This is a genomic window from Streptomyces cylindrosporus, from assembly GCF_022698165.1.
In the GTDB taxonomy this organism is placed as follows: domain Bacteria; phylum Actinomycetota; class Actinomycetes; order Streptomycetales; family Streptomycetaceae; genus Streptomyces; species Streptomyces cylindrosporus.
In genome coordinates this window covers 154239-174743 of sequence record NZ_JALDAY010000018.1, presented here as the reverse complement: position 1 = coordinate 174743, position 20505 = coordinate 154239, and the positions used below count along the sequence as shown (strand labels likewise).

Annotated in this window: 16 protein-coding genes and 2 pseudogenes; 7 read left to right on the top strand and 11 right to left on the bottom strand. The window is 72.0% G+C overall.

What is annotated here, in order from left to right; all coding sequences use genetic code 11:
- Nucleotides 1–70 precede the first annotated feature (70 nt).
- Together MQP27_RS45310 and MQP27_RS51835 are read right to left on the bottom strand one after the other, a co-directional pair.
- Nucleotides 71–2953, bottom strand: a complete 2883-nt coding sequence (locus MQP27_RS45310) for an ATP-binding protein (protein ID WP_242776821.1) — start codon at nt 2951–2953, stop codon at nt 71–73.
- A 166-nt stretch (nt 2954–3119) separates the two neighbouring features.
- Nucleotides 3120–6407: a glycosyltransferase gene (locus tag MQP27_RS51835; RefSeq protein ID WP_372511448.1), complete on the bottom strand. Its 3288-nt coding sequence runs from the start codon at nt 6405–6407 to the stop codon at nt 3120–3122.
- Between the two features lie 12 nt (nt 6408–6419).
- Here MQP27_RS51835 and MQP27_RS45295 point away from each other — a divergent pair, with 12 nt between their 5' ends.
- The 3 genes and pseudogenes from MQP27_RS45295 to MQP27_RS45285 all read left to right on the top strand — a co-directional run bounded on the left by MQP27_RS45295 (nt 6420) and on the right by MQP27_RS45285 (nt 8866).
- Complete coding sequence (locus MQP27_RS45295) at nt 6420–6875, top strand: hypothetical protein (RefSeq protein ID WP_242776819.1); 456 nt, start codon at nt 6420–6422, stop codon at nt 6873–6875.
- Between the two features lie 338 nt (nt 6876–7213).
- Nucleotides 7214–8314, top strand: a pseudogene (locus MQP27_RS45290) (ABC transporter ATP-binding protein); the annotation flags it as partial.
- A 150-nt stretch (nt 8315–8464) separates the two neighbouring features.
- Nucleotides 8465–8866 (top strand): nitroreductase family deazaflavin-dependent oxidoreductase, encoded by a 402-nt coding sequence (locus MQP27_RS45285; RefSeq protein ID WP_242776817.1) that lies wholly within the window; start codon nt 8465–8467, stop codon nt 8864–8866.
- Here the strand turns inward: MQP27_RS45285 and MQP27_RS45280 are convergent.
- From MQP27_RS45280 to MQP27_RS45255, 6 genes and pseudogenes are all read right to left on the bottom strand, one after another.
- Nucleotides 8857–10002 carry a PAS domain-containing sensor histidine kinase gene (locus tag MQP27_RS45280; RefSeq protein ID WP_242776815.1) on the bottom strand — a complete coding sequence of 382 codons (1146 nt, stop codon included), beginning with the start codon at nt 10000–10002 and terminating at the stop codon, nt 8857–8859. The genes MQP27_RS45285 and MQP27_RS45280 overlap by 10 nt on opposite strands.
- 38 nt (nt 10003–10040) lie before the next feature.
- Nucleotides 10041–11021 carry a SpoIIE family protein phosphatase gene (locus MQP27_RS45275; RefSeq protein ID WP_504979100.1) on the bottom strand — a complete coding sequence of 327 codons (981 nt, stop codon included), beginning with the start codon at nt 11019–11021 and terminating at the stop codon, nt 10041–10043.
- Nucleotides 11022–11073: 52 nt separating this feature from the next.
- On the bottom strand, nt 11074–11502 hold the full coding sequence (locus MQP27_RS45270) for an anti-sigma regulatory factor (protein WP_242776811.1): 429 nt from the start codon (nt 11500–11502) through the stop codon (nt 11074–11076).
- On the bottom strand, nt 11499–11885 hold the full coding sequence (locus MQP27_RS45265; protein ID WP_242776809.1) for an STAS domain-containing protein: 387 nt from the start codon (nt 11883–11885) through the stop codon (nt 11499–11501). Before MQP27_RS45265 ends, MQP27_RS45270 begins: the two co-directional genes overlap by 4 nt.
- On the bottom strand, nt 11882–13102 hold the full coding sequence (locus MQP27_RS45260; protein ID WP_242776807.1) for a PAS domain S-box protein: 1221 nt from the start codon (nt 13100–13102) through the stop codon (nt 11882–11884). Before MQP27_RS45260 ends, MQP27_RS45265 begins: the two co-directional genes overlap by 4 nt.
- Nucleotides 13103–13246: 144 nt before the next feature.
- Nucleotides 13247–13474, bottom strand: a pseudogene (locus MQP27_RS45255) (DUF1918 domain-containing protein); the annotation flags it as partial.
- 243 nt (nt 13475–13717) lie between these two features.
- Between MQP27_RS45255 and MQP27_RS45250 the strand changes: the two are divergent.
- On the top strand, nt 13718–14392 hold the full coding sequence (locus tag MQP27_RS45250; protein WP_242776805.1) for a CBS domain-containing protein: 675 nt from the start codon (nt 13718–13720) through the stop codon (nt 14390–14392).
- An 84-nt stretch (nt 14393–14476) separates the two neighbouring features.
- On the opposite strand, the gene MQP27_RS45245 is transcribed toward MQP27_RS45250, so the two are convergent.
- The gene (locus tag MQP27_RS45245) at nt 14477–14767 is read right to left on the bottom strand and encodes a dsRBD fold-containing protein (RefSeq protein WP_242776803.1); all 291 of its coding nucleotides are present in this window, start codon (nt 14765–14767) and stop codon (nt 14477–14479) included.
- 257 nt (nt 14768–15024) lie between these two features.
- On the opposite strand from MQP27_RS45245, the gene MQP27_RS45240 reads away from it, so the two are divergent.
- Together MQP27_RS45240 and MQP27_RS45235 are read left to right on the top strand one after the other, a co-directional pair.
- Nucleotides 15025–16050 (top strand): 6-phosphofructokinase, encoded by a 1026-nt coding sequence (locus MQP27_RS45240; RefSeq protein ID WP_242776801.1) that lies wholly within the window; start codon nt 15025–15027, stop codon nt 16048–16050.
- A gap of 144 nt (nt 16051–16194) precedes the next feature.
- Nucleotides 16195–17247, top strand: coding sequence for a class I fructose-bisphosphate aldolase (locus MQP27_RS45235; RefSeq protein ID WP_242776799.1), 1053 nt, complete (start codon nt 16195–16197; stop codon nt 17245–17247).
- Between the two features lie 78 nt (nt 17248–17325).
- On the opposite strand, the gene MQP27_RS45230 is transcribed toward MQP27_RS45235, so the two are convergent.
- Both MQP27_RS45230 and MQP27_RS45225 read right to left on the bottom strand, forming a co-directional pair.
- The gene (locus tag MQP27_RS45230) at nt 17326–17745 is read right to left on the bottom strand and encodes an avidin/streptavidin family protein (RefSeq protein WP_242776797.1); all 420 of its coding nucleotides are present in this window, start codon (nt 17743–17745) and stop codon (nt 17326–17328) included.
- 242 nt (nt 17746–17987) lie between these two features.
- Nucleotides 17988–18587 carry a cysteine hydrolase family protein gene (locus MQP27_RS45225; RefSeq protein WP_242776795.1) on the bottom strand — a complete coding sequence of 200 codons (600 nt, stop codon included), beginning with the start codon at nt 18585–18587 and terminating at the stop codon, nt 17988–17990.
- Between the two features lie 199 nt (nt 18588–18786).
- Between MQP27_RS45225 and MQP27_RS45220 the strand changes: the two genes are divergently transcribed.
- Complete coding sequence (locus MQP27_RS45220) at nt 18787–20385, top strand: MFS transporter (protein ID WP_242776793.1); 1599 nt, start codon at nt 18787–18789, stop codon at nt 20383–20385.
- Nucleotides 20386–20505 lie beyond the last annotated feature (120 nt).

Below are 20505 nucleotides of genomic sequence, written 5' to 3'. Positions count from 1 at the left end.
GGTTGTGTTGCCGGTGCGGGTGAGTGGGGGCTGGTCGCGCAGTTCCCCGCGCCCCTTGGGTTGGCAGACCTTACGTCGGCTTCAGAGCAGCTGCCAGACCAGTGCTCTCCGTGCCCACCTTCCGGTAGACCGCGGAGAGCAAGCGTACGACCGCCGACTCTTCGATGCGCAGTTCCCTCGCGATCTCCGGCTCGGTCAGGCCCTCAGTGACCAGGTGGGCCGCCGCTCGTTCGCGCGCCGTCAACGTATCCGTCTCCGTGCTGTGGAGGCGGCGTGGGCGCAGGCCTGCCGCGGCCAGTTCGTCTCGGGCCGCCTCTACCAAGCCGTCCGCGCCGCACTGCACCGCCGCGTCCAGGCCCCGGTACAGGTGTTCGGCGGCCTCCCTGGGTCGGCCCATGCGGCGGAGCTCGGTGCCCAGGGCGATGAGGGAGCAGGCCAGCTCATAAGCAGCCGGGGAGCGTTCCAGGTGGGTTACCGACTCCTCCAGGAACTTGGTGCGGGCCGAGCCCGAGGAGACCTCGGCTGCTGTGCGCAGGGCCTGGCCCACCGCTGACGGGGTGCCGAACTGGCGGGCCCGGGAGAGGGCTTCGAGGGCTGTGGTGACCGCGCGTTCGGGGGTTTCGTGGGCCTCGGCGCGGGCCAGGTGGAGCTGCCAGGGGCACCACGCGGGATTGCGGATACCGCGTGGGTCGAGGCGGCGGCCCGCGGCGGAGAGTTCCTCTGCCGCCTCCTTGGTGAGGCCGCGGGCCAGCAGGAGCTCGCCGTGCACGGTCTGGGCGTCGGGGAAGACGACGGCGGCCGGGAAGGGCGCGCAGAAGGAGTAGTCCTCGGCGGTCTGCGCGGCCTCGCTGACGCGGCCGCGGGCGAGCAGGATCTCGATGAGGATGCCCACGGCGTACCAGTGGGCGGGGGTGCCGGGGCCGACGCGCTCGGCGAGCCGTAGTCCGGCCCGGACGAAGTCCTCGGCCTCGGCGAGGCGGCCGCGGCGGTAGCGGACGTAGGCGAGGAGCGTGTAGGCGAAGGAGAGGTGGGCGCCGCGCCAGCCCTGGCGCTCGAAGTCGGCTGTGCCGGCCGCGAAGAGCTCCTCGGTACGGCCAGGACGGTCGGCGTACATGAAGGCGAGTGCGACCAGGACGGGCACCTCGAAGCCCCGGTCGGGCTCAGCCCAGCCGAGGCCGCCGGCGAGGGCGCGTTCGGCGTGGTGGAGTGCGATGTGCGCGGGCTCGCCGCGCAGGACGGCGTCCCAGGTGCGCAGGCCGATGATGTAGCGCTCGGTGAGGTCGCGGCCCTTGAGGCGGTCGGCGAGCCGGGCAAGGCGGCGGGAGCGGGCCGGGTGGTCGGGTTCGTCGGCGCGGAAGGCGTCCCACATGAACTGCTCGGCGACCATGCGCAGCCTGACCCGGGCGTCCTCGGTCACGGGGATCTCGCGGGCGAGGGTGTCGGAGGCCTCGGCGAGGCGGTCGCTGTGGGCGAGGACCTGGGAGAGCCGGTAGACGATGTGCTGGCGCAGTCCGGGGTCGGCGATGGGTTCCTCCAGGGCGGCGCGGAGGTGGTTGACCGTGGTCGCCGGTTCGGTGAGCAGGGAGGCCGAGCCGAGCTCGTAGAGGACGGCGGCGCGGTCCTCGAAGGGCGGGGGTTCGCGCAGGGCGCGGGCGAGGTAGCGGCGGGCCGCGTCGGGGGCGCCGGCGCGGAGGGTCTCCTCGGCGGCGGCGCGCAGTTGCTGCACGACCCAGTTGTCGCCGTCGGGGTGGGTCTCCAGGAGGTGGCGGGCAGCCGCGGCCGGGCCCTGCCCGTCGTTGATCACGCACCAGGCGGCCTGGCCGTGCAGGGCGACCCGGGTGGCGGGCGGGATGGCCCGGTAGACGGCGGTGGCGATCAGCGGGTGGACGAACTCCAGGGTGTCGGCGCCGGTGAGGATACGGGCGCCGCGCAGGGCGTCGGCCGCGTCGGCGGCCTCCTCGTGGCCGAGGCCGGCGACCGCGGCGGCCAGCAGGGGGTGGATCTCGGTGCCGAGGACGGCGCAGGCCCAGGCGAAGCGGACGGTGGAGGTGCCGAGGCGTTCGAGGCGGGCGATGAGGCCGCTGCCCTTGACGGCGGCGGCCAGGTCGCGCAGCAGATGGGCTCCCGCCTCGGTCGGGGTGACCCCGCGGTCGCGCACCTTGGCGATCAACTCGACGGTTTCGAAGGGGCTTCCGGCGGTGACGGCCCAGCACTCGCGACAGAACGCGTCGTCGGCCTGCGCGCCGAGCGCCTCGCGCACGAGCCGGGCGACGGCGGTGGCGCTGAGCGGTTCCAGGTCGAGGGGACGTCCGCCCGCCCGGCCGGGCAGGCCCCTGAACGACTCGGCGTGGTCCGGGAGTTCGTCGGGCCGGTAGGCCACGACGACCAGCAGCGGCAGTTGTTCGGCGCGCGGCGCGAACGCGGCCAGCCAGCGCAGGGATTCGGGATCGGCCCAGTGAGCGTCGTCCAGCACCAGCACCATCGGGGAACGCAGCGCAGCGAGGTGGGTGAGCACCCAGTCCAGGCCGTCGCGCAGGCCCTGTTGGTCGGGCGGGGCGCCCGCGGTCGGCGCGCACAGGCCGAGGGCGGGGCCGACGATGTCGTACCAACTGCCCAGCGAGGCACGCAGATCCGTTTCGGCGGCACCGGCGAACTGGGGTTGCAGCAGTTGGCGGGCGACGTGGAAGGCGACGCGCTGTTCCTGGTCGCCGCCGCGGGCGGACAGCACGGTGCAGCCCCTGGCCGCGGCGCGGCGGCGGACCTCGGCGAGGAGGGTGGTCTTGCCGATGCCGGCGCGTCCCGCGAAGGCGAGCAGGGCGCCACGAGGGCGGTCGGACGGCTCGGCCCCGTCCATGCGCAGACCGGTGAGCTCCCCCAACGCCTCGTCGACGGCGGCGAGTTCGCTCTCGCGCTCGAAGAGAGTCCTTCTGCTCCGTACGATGCGCTGCACCATGTGTACCCCCTGCCGCGGTGGTACACCCGCGCGGGGAGCGAGCGCGCACCGTGACCTACAGGCACCTCAGCGTACGCCTCGCGGGGGCCTCGCGACCCGGTTCCGCCGGTTGCGGCACTCCCACGCCCAGCACTCACAGGGTCGCGGCCGGCCGCGCGACGGTCCGCTACGGACCGGGCCCCGGCCACAGCCGTACCGGGCGCCGGGCCGCCCGGTCCTCGCACCAGCCGGCCATGACCACCGCGAGCGCGATGAGCGGCCAGACCAGCAGGTACAGGAACCAGGTGGCGCCCAGTGGCAAGGTGTTCTCCAGTGCGGGCACCCGCCACATCTGATCGATGAGCAACACGCCGAGTACCAGCGCCACCTCGTGCCAGAGATACACGGTCACGGCACGGGAGTTGAGCAGGACCACGGTGGCGTGCACGGGCCGGTAGCGCCTCACCCAACGGTCACCGGTCGGCCCGAGTCGCAGCAGCAGAAGGACGAAGCCGAACGACCACAGTGCCTGGCCGAGCGGGATCGCCCCGAGGTCGTACCCCTCCTCGGTCCGGTGTGTGAGGGCGAATGCCCCGCCCATGACCATGAGGGTCAGTGCCGCCGTCGCCACCCGGGCCGTCGGCAGGCGCCGTACGAGCCCGTCGCGGTGCGCGAACCCCAGCAGCCAGCAGGCTCCGAAGGTGGCGAGGTCGGTGAAGGGCTCCGCCACGCGGCCTGGCAGCGGCAGCAGTTCGCTCTGCGCCACAGCGGCCAGGAGGAGGAAGGAAGCCACCGCGGGCCACGGCGCCCGGCGGAACGCACGCAGCAGCAGCGGCGAAAGGATCACGAACAGCAGATACGCGCGGATGTACCAGAGCGGTGCGACGATCTGCCAGGCCCAGTCGGTGTCGGCGTACGGCGGCTCGCCGACCGGCACGACCCACAGCGCCATCCGCGCCCACGCGGCCGCCTTCGAACCGCCGTTCTCGTCCGGGCGCCAGCCGGTCATGAGCATCGCGATGACGACGGCCAGACCGAACAGCCACACCGGTGGCAGCAGCCGCCGCATGCGGGCACGCACCACCGCGGCGGCGGAGCGGTCGCCCCGGTCGAGCGAGCCCGCCATGAGCGAGCCGGCCAGCGCGAACATCACGCCCATCGCGGGAAACGCGAGGGTGAGCCAGGCCCAGTCGAAGGTGTGGTACGTGACCACACGCACCAGCGCCACGGCGCGCAGGAAGTCCAGGTAGAGGTTGCGTCGGCCCCTGGCGGACGTCGGCGCCGGGGGCTGCCCGGCCACCGGCACCGGCACCGGCACCGGCTGCGGAACGGGCGACGCGGGCGCGCTCACCCGGCCCGTGCGGCGCAGTTTGTGCCAGCGCAGCCGGGAGCCGGTGAGCGCTGTGGTGCAGGACTGGAGCAGCACTGCGTACAGGAGCTGACGGTAGAACAGCTGCTGCAGCGGCAGCGCCCACAGAGCACGCTGCTTCTCGCCGTCCAGCCACAACGCGTAGGAGGCGCACAGCAGTTGTACGACGATCAGGGCGCCCCAGGCGAGCGCGGTGCGCGCGGGGTCCTGGAACAGCAGCCCGTACAGCAGGAAGAGGTCGATGAGCGGGGCCAGCAGCGGGGTGAGCACGGTGAACAGCACCACCAGGGCCAGGCCGTAGCGGCCGAAGTGGCCCGCGTGACCTCGTTCCACGACGGCGTGGCGGTGCTTCCACATCGCCTGCAGGGTGCCGTAACTCCAGCGGTAGCGCTGCCGCCACAGCTGTCCGACGGTGGCGGGCGCCTCGGTCCAGGCACGCGCGCGTTCCTCGTACACCACCTGCCAGCCCGCTCGGTGCAGCGCCATGGTGAGGTCGGTGTCCTCGGCGAGGGTGTCGTCGCTGAGACCGCCGACGTGCCGGAGCGCGGTGCGACGGTAGGCGCCGACGGCTCCGGGCACGGTGGGTATGCAGCCGAGGACGTCGTACATACGGCGGTCGAGATTGAGGCCCATCACGTACTCGAGATGCTGCCAGGTGCCCAGCAGACGGCCGCGGTTGCCCACCTTGGTGTTGCCGGCCACCGCTCCGACGCGTCGGTCGGCGAACGGCTGCACCAGGTGGTGCACGGTGCCCGGCTCGAAGACGGTGTCGCCGTCCATCGTCACGACCAGTCGGTGCGAGGCGTGCGCGACACCGTTGTCCAGGGCGGCGGCCTTGCCCCGGTTGGGCTGCCGCAGGACGGTGACGCCCGGCAGGGCGAGCGACTCCACGACCCCGGCCGTGCCGTCGGTGGATCCGTCGTCCACCACGAGGATCTCGACCGGGTGCTCGCTCCTGACCACGGAGAGCACGGTCTGGGCGATGCACTTGCGCTCGTTGTAGGCCGGGATCACCACGCTGACCGGTTCGGTGATCTCCGCTCCCCAGGAGAAGCCCGGGGCCCGGCGGCGCCGGGCGTGGTGGCGGGCCAGCGGGACCACGGCCGCGAAGCGGAGCAGCATCAGCCCGCCGACCGCGGTCATCAGCACGGCGAGGGCGGGTACGAGCCGATCGCCCACGGTCACCGCGGCCACGAAGACGCGTCCGCTCCACAACTCCGCCCCGGCGACCGGATGATGGGCGCCGCCGGCGCCGAACGCCGCGGTGACCGTGGTGAAGCGGTAGCCGCGGGCCTGGAGTTCGGGGATGAGGAGGTTCAGCGCCCGCACGGTCTGGGAGCGGTCACCGCCGGAGTCGTGGAGCAGCACCACGGCTCCCTGACCGGTCAGTCGTCCGGTCACCCGCGCCGCGATGGCGGACGCGCCCGGTCGCCGCCAGTCCTCGGTGTCGATGTCGACGAGCGCGGTGATGTACCCCTTCCGCCCGAGCCGCTGGATCACCGGCCAGGACAGGTCGTCCAGATCGGCGGCGTGCGAGGAGTACGGCGGCCGCACCAGCGAACTGTGGATGCCTGCCGCACCGGCCAACGCGAGCTGGGTCTGGGCCAGTTCGCGGTCCGTCCGGGACGCCGACTGATACACCAGGTCGGGATGGGTGAAGGTGTGCACGCCGATCTCGTGCCCGGCGTCGACGGTCCGCCGTACCAGACCCGGCTGCCGGGCCGCCGCCGCGCCGGTCACGAAGAACGTGCCCTTGGCGTGGTGCCGGTCGAGGGCGTCGAGGATCCGCGGGGTCCAGACGGGATCCGGGCCGTCGTCGAAGGTCAGGGCGACGGTACGGTCCGGCAGTCGGTGGCCGCGCGTGCGGGTTCCGTCGGTCTCGATCACCGGGCCGCCGTGCAGCACCGCCCGCGGTACCCGGTCGGATGCCACGGGTGGGTGTACCCGGCGGTCGGCGGCGAACTCCCCGTGCGTGTAGCCGTGGAGCAGCAGAATCCCCGCGGTCAGGGCGAGGACGAGCAGCAGGGAGAAGATCCGCGGGCGGGAGGTGGAGCCACGGCGGGTCCGCCGTGGTCCGGTGGTGCGCCGCTGCGGCCGCGCGGACATGGTCAGGTTCCCGTGGGTGCGCCGGAAGCGGTCGGCGACGTCGGGGTGCTCGTCGTCGCCTGGTCCGCGTCCGATGGTGTGGCGGAAGCCGTGGCGGTCGCGCCCGACGGACTGCTGCCGGGCGAGGTCGGGCTGGTGCCGGGGGCGGTGGGCGAGGGCGTGGAGGTGGGCGGGGACGACGTGCCGGGGTCCGTCACCGGCGCGGAGGGGCCTGCGCCGCTCGCGGACGGGTCCAAGGAGCCGGGCAGCGGTTCCGGGACGTGGGACGGCGACTCGGACGCGCCATCGGGTCCGGGTGACGTGGAGGCCGTGGGCGGGCCGTGGCCGGGCGGCTCACGGACGGTGCCGGGCTTCTCCGAAGGCAGCCCCGGTACCGGCAGCACGGTCCTGGGGGCGAACGGCGTCGCTTCCAGGAGGCTGAGCGCCAGCACCCCGGTGTACGCGGCGCACAGTGCCCCTGCCGCGTAGGCGAGGCGGCGCAGGCGCAGGCCGCGACGCCCGGTGGCGTCGACGAAGACCGGATCGTCTCCCGCGTCTCCCGCGACCGGGCGTTCCGCTTCCGGTGGGACCAGGCGCACTGTCCCGGTGTTGGCGGCGTCCCTGTCCCGGTGCCTGGAACGGTTGAGCCTCATGCGCGGACCGGGCATGGATCCTCCCCCCTTGCACCCCCTCCTGTTCAGCCTTGTCCGGGCTGCCGGGAACCCCAAGGGACCGACCGGCACCCGATGCGGGTCGATCGGGTCCTGCCGCGGCGGCGTCGGCCGTTCCAGGCTGGAGGGAGGAGAGGATTCGGGGAGGGGAAGGCCATGGCCTCCGTCAGCTTCGACAAGGCGACCCGCCGCTTCGCGGGAATGGACCGGCCGGCCGTGAGCGAGCTCGATCTCGACGTGGCCGACGGCGAGTTCATGGTGTTGGTGGGGCCGTCCGGCTGCGGCAAGTCGACCAGCCTGCGGATGCTCGCGGGGCTGGAGGAGGTCGACTCGGGCGCGATCCGCATCGGCGGACGGGACGTGACCCATCTGCCGCCCAAGGACCGGGACATCGCGATGGTGTTCCAGAACTACGCGCTGTATCCGCACATGACCACGGCCGCCAACATGGGCTTCGCCCTCAAGATCGCACGGATGCCGAAACCCGACATCCGGCGGCACGTCCAGGAGGCCGCGACCATCCTCGATCTCCAGGACTACCTGGACCGCAAGCCCAAGTCCCTTTCGGGCGGCCAGCGCCAGCGGGTGGCCATGGGCCGCGCGATCGTGCGCGAACCGCGGGTCTTCCTGATGGACGAGCCGCTGTCCAACCTGGACGCCAAGCTGCGTGTGCAGACCCGCTCCCAGATCGCCGTGCTGCAGCGCCGCCTCGGCACCACGACCGTGTACGTCACCCACGACCAGGTCGAGGCCATGACCATGGGCGACCGGCTGGCCGTGCTCAAGGACGGTGTGCTGCAACAGGTGGGCACACCGAAGGACGTGTTCGAGCGCCCCGCCAACACCTTCGTCGGCGGCTTCATCGGATCGCCCGCGATGAACCTCTTCCGGATCCCGCTCACTTCGGAGGGGGCACAGCTGGGCGGGCTGGTCGTGCCGCTCCCCCGGGACATGACGCGGGCCGTCGGCGCCGAGGGCGCCACGGAGGTCGTGCTCGGTGTGCGCCCGGAGCAGTTCGTCGTGCTGCCGTCCGAGGACGACGGGACTCCCGGTCTGAACCTCGTGGTCGACGCGGTCGAGGACACGGGCGCGGTCGCCTATCTGCACGCCACCGCGAAGGTCGGTCAGGGCCTCGCCCCGGTGATCGTCCGGTTGCCGGGACGGCCCACCCAGCGCGAGGGGTGCCAACTGCGCGTCACGGTCCGCCCGGACGCCGTGCACTGCTTCTCGGCGGTGACGGGCACACGGTTCGACGAGGCTCTGGGCACGACCGCGATCCACGTACACCTACCGCACGCACACCTGCCGGAGGACGCCGTCCCCACCCCGGACCGGACCGCCGACCGCCCGCCTGCGGACGCCACACCGCGGTGAGTCCTGATGACGTTTCCCCGAAGCCTGAGCCGATTGACCCGAGGGCGCGTCAACCGCGCCACGCTGCACCTGGCCGGTCACGCCGGGTTCGCCGACCTTGAGCACGTCGGTCGCCGCACCGGCCGGGTGCGTCACACGCCGCTGCGGGCGTTCCGCGGCGCGGACAAGGTGGTCGTCGGTCTCAACTTCGGGCGCCGGTCGGACTGGTTGAAGAACGTCCAGGCCGCCGGCGGGTGCTGGATGCGCCTGGGGGACGAACGACTTGAACTGGGGCCGGCCCGGGTCGTGACCGTGCAGCAGGGCATGGAGGGCATGCCCTGGCTGTTCGGCCGCCTTCTGAGGTACGTGGTGCGCACCACGGAGTGTGTCGAGTTGCCGGTCGTCGGCAGCTCCCCGGCCCGGAGTCCGCGGGGAGGCCTCGGCGGTCAGCCGTGATCTCCCGGCAGGGGCACGCTCCACACCAGCACCGTGCCCGTCGGCCGGTTGGGGGTGAGGGCGAAGGTGCCGCCCCGTTCCTCGGCGCGCCGCCGGAGGTTGGCCAGACCGCTGCGCCGGGTGACGGCCGGGTCGATGCCGCAGCCGTTGTCCGCCACTTCCAGGCGCAGGATTCCGCCGCCGGCCTCGACGTTGACGTCGACGGCGGTCGCATCCGCGTGCCGGGCGGAGTTGGAGAGGGCCTCGCCGAGCACGGCCAGCAGGTGCTCGGCGTGCTCGGCGGGGACGTCGGTGTCCAGCAGGCCGCTCATGCGCAGGGCGGGGGCGAATCCGAGGACCTCCGCGGCCCGTTCGACGATCGCCACGAGCCGGGAGCGCGTGCCGGCGGCGCTGCGGATCTGGTCCTGCTCGCGCAGGCCGTAGATGGTGGTGCGGATGGTCTTGATGGTGTCGTCCAGGTCGCCGACCACCCGTTCGATCCGCTCGGCGCTGTCCTTCGGGCCGGCCATCCGGCTCAGCGCGGCCTGCAGGGTCAGGCCGCTGGCGAACAGCCGCTGGATGACCAGGTCGTGCAGATCACGAGCGATGCGGTCACGGTCCGCCATCACCTCACGCTCGGCCCGGGCAGCCGTCAACTCGGCCTGGGCGGACAGCTGTTGAGTGATGTCACGGGCCACCGTGGAGAAGCCGATCAGCACCCCGTCGGTCTCGCGCACGGCCGAGACCGTGACCTCCACGTCGACCTCGGTGCCGTCCTCGCGTCGCCATCGGCTCCGGTGCGGTGCGGTGTGCCCCTGGGAGCGGACGTCCTGCACCGCCGCGCGGAAGGCGCCGAGCGCGTCCGGGGGCATCAGCAGGTCCACGGGCCGGCCGAGGATGTGGCGGTCGGTGTGCCCGAACAGGCGCTGCGCGCCCGGGTTCCAGGTCTGCAGGAGATACGCCGGCCCGGGATCCACCGAGATCACGGCGTCGTCGGAGGAGGTCACGATCGCCGCGAGCCGCGCCTCGGAGCGCCGGGCGGCGTCCAGTTCGGTGTGCAGGGCGATCAGGCCCCGGTTGGTGTCCTCCAGTTCCTGGCGCAGGTCGGCGATCAGCTCCGCACTGTCCGGGAGTTGGGGATCGCGTGGGTCCCCCATGACCGGCCGTCCTTCCTCGTCCGTCATATGCCCGCCCATCATGGCACGCCCCCTTCGTCGCGCACGACGAGAACCGTGGCGTCGTCGGTGGGCCGGCAGTGGTCGCGGTGGACGACGGCCGCGACGATCGCCGGGTGCCGCCGCAGCAGTTGCGGGTGGTCCTCCGGGCTCCAGCCGGAGCGGATCCCGTCGGAGACCAGCACGAGCGTCGCTCCCGGCTCCCAGGCGCAGCGCTGAAGACGGGTGCGGGGCACCGGCAGGTGGGTGCCCAGGGTGCCGGGGCGGTCCAGGAGGTGCGCGTTTCCGGAGCCCGTGAGCACCCGCCCGGTGACGTTGCCGACCGCCGCGTACGTCAGCTGGCCGCGGTCGGGGTCGATCAGACAGACACCGAGGACACCGCCCCGGGTCGCGCGCATCTCCTCGTGGGCGTTCCGGATGAAGGTGTCGAGATCGGTGACCGGCTGCCGTTCGAAGGCGGTGACCGCGGCGCGTGCCGCGCGGGCCGCGTCGGGTCCGTGCCCCAGTCCGTCGACGAGCAGGGCGGCGGGCCGGGGACCGGGGGTCACGGCCCAGGCGTCGCCCGACTCGCCGTCGCCGCCCAGGGGAACGTTGACGGCGCCGAAGCGCCATCGCTGTGCCGGGGCGGGCGCCGTGCCGCCGAGCCGCGCGTAGACCACCGTGCCGTTCCGGGTGGAGTACCAGTCGAACTCGGTGGCATGACGACGTATCACGTTGAGCCCGGCGTTGAGGCCGCGCCCGCGCGGTGCCGGGGGCGCCGTCGCCGGGTACCCGTCCTGGGGCGGCGCGGCCATCCCGGGACCGTGGTCGACGGAGAGCAGCTCGATGCCGTCGCCGGTCCCGCGGGTCAGCACGTACCCTCCGGGATGGGCGTGCCGGAGCAGGTTGGTGGCCAGTTCGGTGGCGACCAGTTCGGCGACGCCGGGGCGCAGCGCGGACCGGGTGACGGCCGTGCGGGCCACCGTCCGGCGCAGTGCGCCGACGTCCTCCTCGGCTCGGATCTCGTGCCGCTGGTGCTCGCTCTCGCTCAGCGCCGTCCCTCCCCGGGCATGCTCAGCGCTCCCATTTCACGATCACCACGGTGGTGCCCGACGTGGTGTCGGACGTGATGGTCATGTCGTCCACCAGGCGTTGTGCGCCGGGCAGTCCCAGGCCGAGGCTGCCCCGGGTGCTGAATCCGTCGGTCAGCGCGGCGTCGATGTCCTCGATGCCCGGGCCGTCGTCGCTGAACGTGGCCCGCACTCCCCGGCGGCCCTCGCGATGGATCTGCTCGACGCGGATCCGGCCGCGCCCGCCGGTGGCATAGTTGAGGATGTTGCGGGCGAGTTCGCTGCCGGCGGTGATCAGCTTCGTGGCGTCCACCAGGTTGAGGCCCGCCGTCTCTGCCTCGGCGCGCAGCACCTTGCGGACGCGGATCAGGTCGGCCTCGTGGCCGATGCCGAAGACGTCCGGCTCGTGGTTCGTGAAGGACCCGGTCGTCACGGCAGGTCCGTGCCGGTGTCGTCGCGGCGGAGCCGCTGAAGCAGCGCCAGTCCCTGCTCGGCCGTCAGGGCCGTGTCCAAGTGCCCCATCGGGACACCGAGTTCCACGAGGGTGATGGCGACCGCGGGCTGGATCCCGACCACGGCCGCCTGTGCCCCCAGCAGCCGTACCATCGCCACGATCCGGGCGAGCACCCGCGCGATGAAGGAGTCGACCACGCTGAGCCTGCTGACGTCGATCAGCATGCCGGTCGCCGAGGTGTTCGCGATCTCCCGGGTGAGCTGCTCCTCGATCCGGATCACCGTCGTGTCGTCGAGATCGCCCTGCAGCGCCACCAGCAGCGTGTCACCGATGCGCATGACCGGTACGACGTCCTCGGTCACCGTCCCTCCCCCGTGGACAGCGCACGCGTGGCCGCGGCCGCCGTACCGGCCCGTTCGGCCAGTATCGCCAGCGCGAGCTGGAGCGCGTCCTGGAGGGTGTTGCGGGAGCGCAGGCGGCCCATGTCGATGCCCAGGTGCACCATGGACTGGGCGGTCTCCGGGCGCACTCCGCTCATGATGCTCACCGTCCCCATCAACGCGGCCGCCTGCACCGTCTTGAGCAGGTGCTGGGCGACCTGGGTGTCGATGGTGGGCACCCCGCTGATGTCCAGGATGGCGACCTCGGCCTGGGTGCGGGCGATCTTCTCCAGCAGGCCCTCGGTCAGCCGGGTCGCCCGCAGGGTGTCCAGGGTGCCGATGATCGGCAGCACCAGGATCTTGTCCCACACCTGGATCACCGGCGTGGACAGCTCCAGGATCTCGTCCCGCTGCCGCTGCAGCCGCTGCTCGGTCTCCCGGCGCTCGGTCACGTCCCGGATCGCGGCGGCCACCAGTCGGCCCTCGGCGGTCTCCAGCGGGCTGAGGCTGATCTCGACGGGGAACTCGGTGCCGTCCCGGCGCAGACCGTACAGTTCGAGCCCGGCGCCCATCGGCCGCATCCGGGGATCGTGCAGGAAGCCGTCGCGATGGCCGATGTGGCGGCTGCGGAACCGGGCGGGCACGAGCACCTCGATCTCCCGGCCGGTCAACTCGTCGCGTTCGAAGCCGAAGAGCGTCTCGGTCTGCCGGTTGGCCAGGACGATCCGCGCGTCCTGGCCCACGATCAGCATGGCGTCGGGGGCCGACTCCAGCAGACCGTGGAACAGCGACTCGGCCCGCGCGCTCTCCGTGACGTCCTTGAGCGTCTTGACGAAGCCGCCGACCGTTCCGTCCTGCTCGCGCACGGGCGTCAGCGTCACCTGGGCCAGGAACCGTTCGCCGTTCTTGCGCAGCCGCCAGCCCTGGAAGGTCCGCCTCCCGTCCCGGCGGACCGTCTCCAGTTCCTGTCCTGCCAGCCCGGCCTCGCGGTCCTCCGGGGTGTGCAGGACGGCCACCGGCCGGCCGAGCATCTCACGCTGCTCGTACCCGGTCATCGCCTGGGCGCTGCGGCTCCACCGGACGACCTCGCCGCCGGGGCCGAGTTTGATGATCGCCTGGTCGGTGATCGCGTCCAGCATCATTTCGAGATCGCGCAGGCTCGCCTGCGGATCCCGCACGTCCTCCGATGACGTCGACATGCCCGCCCCGCCTCCGCATCCCCGATTCCCGCCCCTGGTACCGAGCCTGACGGACGCGCAGGTGGTCGGCGCGAGCGATCGTACCGGTCGGTCGGGCCTCAGCGCCTGGTCATGGGAAACTCCGCTCCGTCGGCCTCAGTCCGTGCCCGTCCGGCCCGGGTCGGCGGCCGGATCGGCCGGACCGTGCACGACATGACGGACATGCGCGTCGGGCCCGGGGAACACGAGCGTCACCTCACGGGTGTCCGACCAGCGCACGTCGTAGGGCGGCGTGCCGTCCTCGTGGTGCAGTCCGACGATCTCGCCGTCGCGCTTGGTCACTCCGGTGGTCGGGCTTTCGACAATGAGCACATCACCGAGTCGAGCATGCATGATCCACACCTGCTTCCTCGAACCGCTCCTGCGTCCACGGTGGCACGTAACGGCGTTGCTCCACATGGGCTCCAGAACCCTGCTCCGAAGGGCCGAACAGCCCGTTGACCGGGCCGAACAGCCCCAGACGGGTCCTGTCCGACTCTCCTTCGAACGGCTCGTTCCTGCCACCCTGGAAGTGTGAGGACAGTCGGCTGGAATGTGACGGTTGTCGGCCGTCACACCGGGGAAAGGAGGCGCGACATGCAGCACCGTACGGTCGCCGACCTGATGACCCATGACGTCGTCAGGGCCCGGCGGGACACACCGTTCAAGGAGATCGCCGAGCTGCTGGCGGACCACGGCATCACCGCAGTACCCGTGGTGGACGAACTGGACCACCCGCTGGGCGTGGTGTCCGAGGCCGACCTGTTGCGCAAGTGCTCCGCCCGGAGCGATCCGGCGAGCGCCACACCGGTTCCCCGTCTGGAGGCCTGGGAACGCGCCAAGGCAGAGGGAACCAGGGCCGAGGAGCTGATGTCGGCTCCCGCCGTCTGCGCCCGCCCGGAGTGGACCGTGGTCGAGGCGGCCCGCGTCATGGCGCTGCGGAACATCAAGCGGCTGCCGGTGGTGGACGAGGCGGACCGGCTCAGGGGCATCGTGAGCCGCGGCGACCTGCTGCGGATCTTCCTGCGCCGGGACGACGCCGTCCGCGACGAGATCGTCCGGGACGTGTTGCAGCGCACGCTGCACCTCGCCCCCTCGGACGTGACCGTCGAGGTGCGCGAAGGACAGGTCACCCTTGGGGGATCCGTCCACGTCAGCAGCCTGGTCCCCATCATCATCCGGCTGTGCCGGAACGTCGACGGCGTGGTCTCGATCACCGGCCACATCGGGTACCGGGCCGACGCCTCCCGGACTCCCGCCACCAGGGCGTGAGCGCCCACTAACGATCGAGCACGCACGAGACGAGCGCTGCGGACCCGGCCGCGGCGCTCGCGTCGGTCACGAGGCGGACGCCGGTCACATGGGCCAGCCGACGGCCGGTGACCGCTCCTTTTCGGCCACGGGCGCTCCCTCGGCCCCGATGTCCGTTTCGGCGATGACGACCAGTTGCCGGCCGAGGTCGTACAGAGCCCTGCCGGCGGCCAGTTCGTCACCGATCTCCGGCACGTCGGTGTCCGCGGGACTGCAGTGCGCGGTGCCGTGGCCGGTCAGTGTGGTGGTCCCGGTGTCCAGCACCACCCGTGCTTTCGTCGTGCCCTCGTCCTCGAAGAGGTAGAGGTGGACCTTCCATTCCGAAGTGTGCGCCATCGCTCGCTCCTCACCCTGGAACCGGCTCCGCCGACCGGCGGGAGCCGGTGATCGTCCCGTCGGCCATCGGCGTCACCTCCGCACGTCCCCTTTCCATGGTCCGGCCGCCGCGGGCCGAGGTCACGGGGCCGAAGGTCCTCGGGGGCGGGCCGCAGGGACGCATCCCCGGCCGGCACGGACGCCCACGATGGAAGGAGAGCCGCAGGGCTCCACGGATCTGCCGGCACGGCAGATCCGTACGGAGAAGGGGGGCAGCAATGAAGGTCGGAGTGCTGACGGGCGGCGGTGACTGCCCCGGTCTCAACGCCGTGATCCGCAGCGTCGTCCGCAAGGGCGTCCAGGAGTACGGCTTCGACTTCGTCGGCCTGCGGGACGGCTGGCTCGGCGCGATCCAGGACGAGACGGTTCCGCTGGGCATCCCCGAGGTCCGGGGGATCCTTCCGCGCGGCGGCACCATCCTCGGTTCCTCCCGCACCAACCCGCTGAAGCACACGGACGGTGTACGGCGCGTCAAGGAAACCCTTGCCGCACACCACATGGACGCGCTCATCGTGATCGGCGGCGAGGACACGCTCGGCGCGGCCGCCGAACTGAGCCGTCAGGGCATCGATCTGGTCGGTGTGCCCAAGACGATCGACAACGACGTGCCCGGCACCGACTACACCTTCGGCTTCGACACGGCCGTCGGCATCGCCACCGAGGCCATCGACCGTCTCCACACCACCGCCGAGTCGCACATGCGCACCCTGGTGGTGGAGGTGATGGGCCGGCACTCCGGGTGGATAGCCCTGCACGCCGGCGTCGCGGGCGGAGCGAACGTGATCCTCGTCCCGGAGCGGCCGTTCGACATCGACCAGGTCTGCGACTGGGTACGCAGCCGCTTCAAGATCAACTACGCGCCGATCGTGGTCGCCGCCGAGGGAGCCGTCCCCAAGCAGGGCGGGATGGTCCTCCAGGACCGCACTCTGGACGAGTACGGCCATGTGCACCTGTCCGGCATCGGCGAGTGGCTGGCCCAGGAGATCGCACGACGGACCGGCACGGACGCGCGCACCACGGTCCTCGGTCACGTCCAGCGCGGCGGTACTCCGAGCGCCTTCGACCGGTGGCTGGCCACGCGGTTCGGGCTGCACGCCGTCGAAGCGGTCAAGGACGGCGCCTTCGGCGTGATGACCGCCCTGCGCGGCACCGACATCATCCGTGTCCCGCTCGCCGACAGCGGGGGCACGACCAAGGTGGTGGATCCGTCGCTGTACGACGAGTTCGAGGTGTTCTTCGGCTGAAGGCCTCGGCCGTCAGAGGCCGTTCGACCCCGCTGCGGGGTCCAACGGTCTCTGCCGTACGACGGTGTCGCACCGCATGTTGGAAGTGAACCTCCGTGCGGCAGAGGGCCTCTCGGCATTCCGGGTGACAGGAAGGGCGGAACGATGACCGACATCCATGCCTTGCTGGGCGACGACGCCAAGGACCTGCTGACCCATGTCTGCGAGGGGATACCCAAGGAGGACCTGGTGCTGCCCGGCCGGGACTTCGTCGACCGGGTGGTGGCCGCGACCGACCGCTCGCCCCGGGTGCTGTGCGGTCTGCAGTCCCTCTTCGACCACGGCCGGCTGGCCGGCACGGGCTATGTGTCGATCCTGCCGGTCGACCAGGGCATCGAGCACTCCGCGGCCTCGGCGTTCGCGAGGAACCCCCGCTACCTCGACCCGAGGAACATCGCCGAACTCGCCGTCGAGGGCGGCTGCAACGCGGTCGCCAGCACCCTCGGCGTGCTCGGGGCGGTCTCGCGGCGCTACGCGCACAAGATCCCGTTCATCGTGAAGCTCAACCACAACGAACTGCTCACCTACCCCAATCACCACGACCAGATCATGTTCGGCGACGTCCAGCAGTGCTTCGACCTCGGCGCGGCCGGCGTCGGCGCCACGGTCTACTTCGGTTCCGAGCAGTCGGACCGCCAACTGCGGGAGGTCGGCGAGGCGTTCGCCCGGGCTCACGAGCTGGGCATGTTCACCGTACTGTGGTGCTATCTGCGCAACCCGGCGTTCAAGAAGGACGGCGTGGACTACTCGCTGTCGGCCGACCTCACCGGCCAGGCCAACCATCTCGGCGTGACCGTCGAGGCCGACATCGTCAAGCAGAAGCAGCCGGAGAACAACGGCGGTTACCGCGCGCTGCAGTTCGGCAAGACCGACGAGCTCCTGTACGGCACGCTCGTCACCGAACACCCCATCGACCTGACCCGTTGGCAGGTCGCCAACTGCTATATGGGCCGCGTGGGCCTGATCAACAGCGGCGGCGCGTCGGCCGGGCAGGGCGACCTCGCGCAGGCGGTGCGGACCGCGGTGGTCAACAAGCGGGCGGGCGGCACGGGCCTCATCACCGGCCGCAAAGCCTTCCAGCGACCTGTCGGCGAGGGCATCGAGCTTCTCCACGCCGTCCAGGACGTCTACCTCGACGACACCGTCACCATCGCCTGACACAGACCGACCGGACACCTGACGCGGCCCCGTCGCCGACGCGACCGGGGCCGCGCTCCGCATGCGTCTCGCACCGGCTCACTTCGCCGGCACCGACGGGATGTGGATGTGGCCGCCGGGAGGGCCCCCGGCGGGCCGCGGACGCCGACGGGTGAAGGTGTCCTGCCCGACGGCCGTGGCCTCCCAGGTGTCGGCGGCGACCGCGGACGCGGTGAGCAGCCAGGTGGCACAGATCCGCTCCCCGCCGTCCTCGTGGTACTGGCCGTTCCAGCAGGTCACGGATCCGGCGTCGGTCCGCCCGTTGTGCCATGCCACCGTCCATCCGAGCGGGGTGCCGTGATCCGCGAGAGCGGTCGCGTCGTAGCGTCCGACCAGCGGGTACGCGCCCACGGCATGGCCGGCGGCCGAGACGTAGGTTCCGCTGATTCCGCCGGTCGCGTCCACCGTGATCCGCATGTGCGAGCCGAGCTCGTTGTACCAGTCTCCACTGAGGTTCATCGTTCGCCCTCCTTGGCTCCTGCGGCTCCTTCCGCGGCCCTTCGCGGCCTCACGGGAGAGTTCGTACGTCCGCTTCGAGGAGGCTTCGCCGTACCGCTCCAGTCGCCCGCACACGGTCTGCGGCGGGCGCGGCTCGGGCGGACCGACGGGCGGTGCCGCGTGTCCTTGCTTCCACTACAGGCGCGGCACGGCCGGCCGACCAGGGCCGAACAGACCGCCGCTCGGCCCGAGTTGCGGTCATCTCAGTCGACGATGTCGTCGGCCTTGCCGACCACGACGGCGAAGAGGTCGGCGATGCCTGCGAGGGACGCCGCCTGGAGGGTGGCGGCCGGCACGGTCGGGCCGTCGGTCCCGGCGAGGTCCCGGGTCGCGGTGGCGGAGGCCACCACCGTGGGGTGGTAGCCCAGGTTGAAGGCGTCGCGGGCGGTGGAGTTCACGCACATGTGAGTCATGAACCCGGCCAGGACCAGATCGCTGCGCCCCGTCGACCGCAGGCGCCTCTCCAGATCGGTCCGGAAGAACGCGCTGGGGAAGTTCTTGACGACCACGGGTTCCCCTGCCCGCGGCGCGACCTCGTCGCTGATCTGCCCGATGGGGGCACTGACGTCGTACGGCGAACCCTCGCCCGCGTCGTGCATGACGTGGACGACCGGGACACCGCGGGCGCGGGCGCGAGCCAGCAGGCGGGCCGCCTCGGCCAGCGCTTCCTCGACGCCGTCGAGTCGCATCACACCCTGCCGGTAGGTGTTCTGACAGTCGATCATGAGCAGCACTGAGTCCCTCAAGGCAGCCGGCCGATCGCTCAGGCCGAGCAGGCCGCGCAGAGTCACGGATGGAGACATGGTCCTCAACTCCCTTGGCTGAGGACGAGGTTAGGAGACCCAACGCTGCAACCACGCTGCATGCGCATCGCGCGGACGGGCGTACGGCACCGGGCTTCGACGCGCCGGGTCGGGCGGCACCCGTACCCCGGCCATGCGGGCAAACGCCGGGACGTTCGGTACCTGTCGGTCTACGAGCACCCTCGGGCTGCATGGACCCATGACGAATCTACGAGACACACCGCCACGTGCCGCGGCACCGAAGCCCTCCGCAGCGGCCCGCCCCTGGGTCGCGCTGGTCGTGCTCTGCGTGTCGCTGCTGATCGTGACTCTGGACAACACCATTCTGAATGTCGCTCTGCCCACCCTGGTGAAGGAACTCGGAGCGACGACCACCCAGTTGCAGTGGATCGTGGACGCGTACGCGCTGGTCTTCGCCGGGCTCATGCTGGTGGCGGGCAGCAGCGCGGACCGGTTCGGCCGACGGCGTGTCTTCACCGGCGGGCTCGCGGTCTTCGGGGCCGCTTCGGCATGGGCCGCGTACTCCGGCTCCGTGGGCATGCTGATCGCCGCACGCGCGGCCATGGGCGTGGGCGCGGCGATGATGATGCCCGCCACCTTGTCGATCATCACCGACGTGTTCCGCGACCCCGTCGAACGGCGCCGGGCGATCGGCGTGTGGGCGGCCACGAGCGGCCTCGGGATCGCGATCGGACCGGTGGCCGGCGGGCTGCTCCTCGAACACTTCTGGTGGGGGTCGGTGTTCTGGGTCAATGTCCCCTTCGCCGTCATCGGTCTGGTCTGCGCGAACCTGCTCGTTCCGGACTCGCGCAATCCGGCCGCGCTGCCGCCCGATCCGGCCGGGGCGGTGCTGTCCATCGCCGGGCTGGGCCTGCTTCTGTGGGCGATCATCGAGGCGCCGGTGCGCGGCTGGACCTCGGCCCTCGTCCTGACCGCCGGCGGTGGCGGTCTGGCGGTGCTGGTGGGCTTCGCCCTGTGGGAGCGGGCCTGCACACATCCCATGCTGAACCTGGACTTCTTCCGTGAGCGCCGGTTCTCGGTCGCCACCTCCTCCGTGTCCCTGGCGATGTTCGGCCTCTTCGGAGCCCTGTTCGTGCTGACCCAGTACCTGCAGTTCAGCCTCGGTTACAGCGCCCTGGCCACCGGTGTCCGGGTCCTCCCCGTGGCGGGACTGCTGGCTTTGGTCGCGCCGCTGTCCCCCGTCCTCGTCCGCTGGGCGGGCACCAAGGCGGTGGTCGGGGTCGGGCTGTCGGCCGTCGGAGGCGGGCTGTGGCAGCTGTCCACGGCGGATGTCTCCGCCACCTACGGGGATGTCCTGGCCGGTCTGCTGCTGCTCGGGCTCGGTGCCGGACTCGTCGTCCCGGCCGCGCTCGACTCCCTCATGGGCACCCTGCCGCAGGGCGACACCGGGGTGGGTTCGGCCACCAACGGTGTCTCCGTCCAGCTGGGCGGGGCGCTCGGCGTGGCGGTGATCGGCAGCCTGTTGACGACTCGCTACCAGGACCGCATGGGTCCCCCGCTCGCGCCGTACCGGCTGCCGGACAAGGTGTCCGACAGCGTGCTCGGCTCGCTGGGCGGAGCACTCCAGCTGGCCGAGCGTGTGGGCGGTACGGCCGGGCGGATGCTGGCCGGGCTCGCCCGCTCGGCGTTCATCAGCGGTATGGGACTCGGGCTGTCGGTCGGGGCCGCCGTCGCCGCGGGCGGAGCCGTACTGGCCTTCGCCGCCCTGCCGTCCCGGCCGCACCCGCCTGCCGCCGTGCCCGATCCGGCGGATCCGGCGGATCGGTCCGAGGAGTGACCGGCACCGAGGTGCCACCCGGCCCTCGTGGCCCACGACCGACTCGCCGCGCCGGCCGCCCACAGCACGATTCCGGCGAACCGCATCCCGTCCGCCCCGCCGTCGGCGGACTGGTTCCTC

Excerpts from the sequence above, each read along its gene's own strand:
- MQP27_RS45220 (WP_242776793.1), top strand. The coding sequence starts at position 18,787 with ATGACGAATCTACGAGACACACCGCCACGTGCCGCGGCACCGAAGCCC.
- MQP27_RS45260 (WP_242776807.1), bottom strand. The coding sequence starts at position 13,102 with ATGTCGACGTCATCGGAGGACGTGCGGGATCCGCAGGCGAGCCTGCGC.
- MQP27_RS45310 (WP_242776821.1), bottom strand. The coding sequence starts at position 2,953 with ATGGTGCAGCGCATCGTACGGAGCAGAAGGACTCTCTTCGAGCGCGAG.
- MQP27_RS51835 (WP_372511448.1), bottom strand. The coding sequence starts at position 6,407 with ATGTCCGCGCGGCCGCAGCGGCGCACCACCGGACCACGGCGGACCCGC.
- MQP27_RS45225 (WP_242776795.1), bottom strand. The coding sequence starts at position 18,587 with ATGTCTCCATCCGTGACTCTGCGCGGCCTGCTCGGCCTGAGCGATCGG.
- MQP27_RS45250 (WP_242776805.1), top strand. The coding sequence starts at position 13,718 with ATGCAGCACCGTACGGTCGCCGACCTGATGACCCATGACGTCGTCAGG.
- MQP27_RS45280 (WP_242776815.1), bottom strand. The coding sequence starts at position 10,002 with ATGGGGGACCCACGCGATCCCCAACTCCCGGACAGTGCGGAGCTGATC.
- MQP27_RS45240 (WP_242776801.1), top strand. The coding sequence starts at position 15,025 with ATGAAGGTCGGAGTGCTGACGGGCGGCGGTGACTGCCCCGGTCTCAAC.
- MQP27_RS45245 (WP_242776803.1), bottom strand. The coding sequence starts at position 14,767 with ATGGCGCACACTTCGGAATGGAAGGTCCACCTCTACCTCTTCGAGGAC.
- MQP27_RS45235 (WP_242776799.1), top strand. The coding sequence starts at position 16,195 with ATGACCGACATCCATGCCTTGCTGGGCGACGACGCCAAGGACCTGCTG.
- MQP27_RS45230 (WP_242776797.1), bottom strand. The coding sequence starts at position 17,745 with ATGAACCTCAGTGGAGACTGGTACAACGAGCTCGGCTCGCACATGCGG.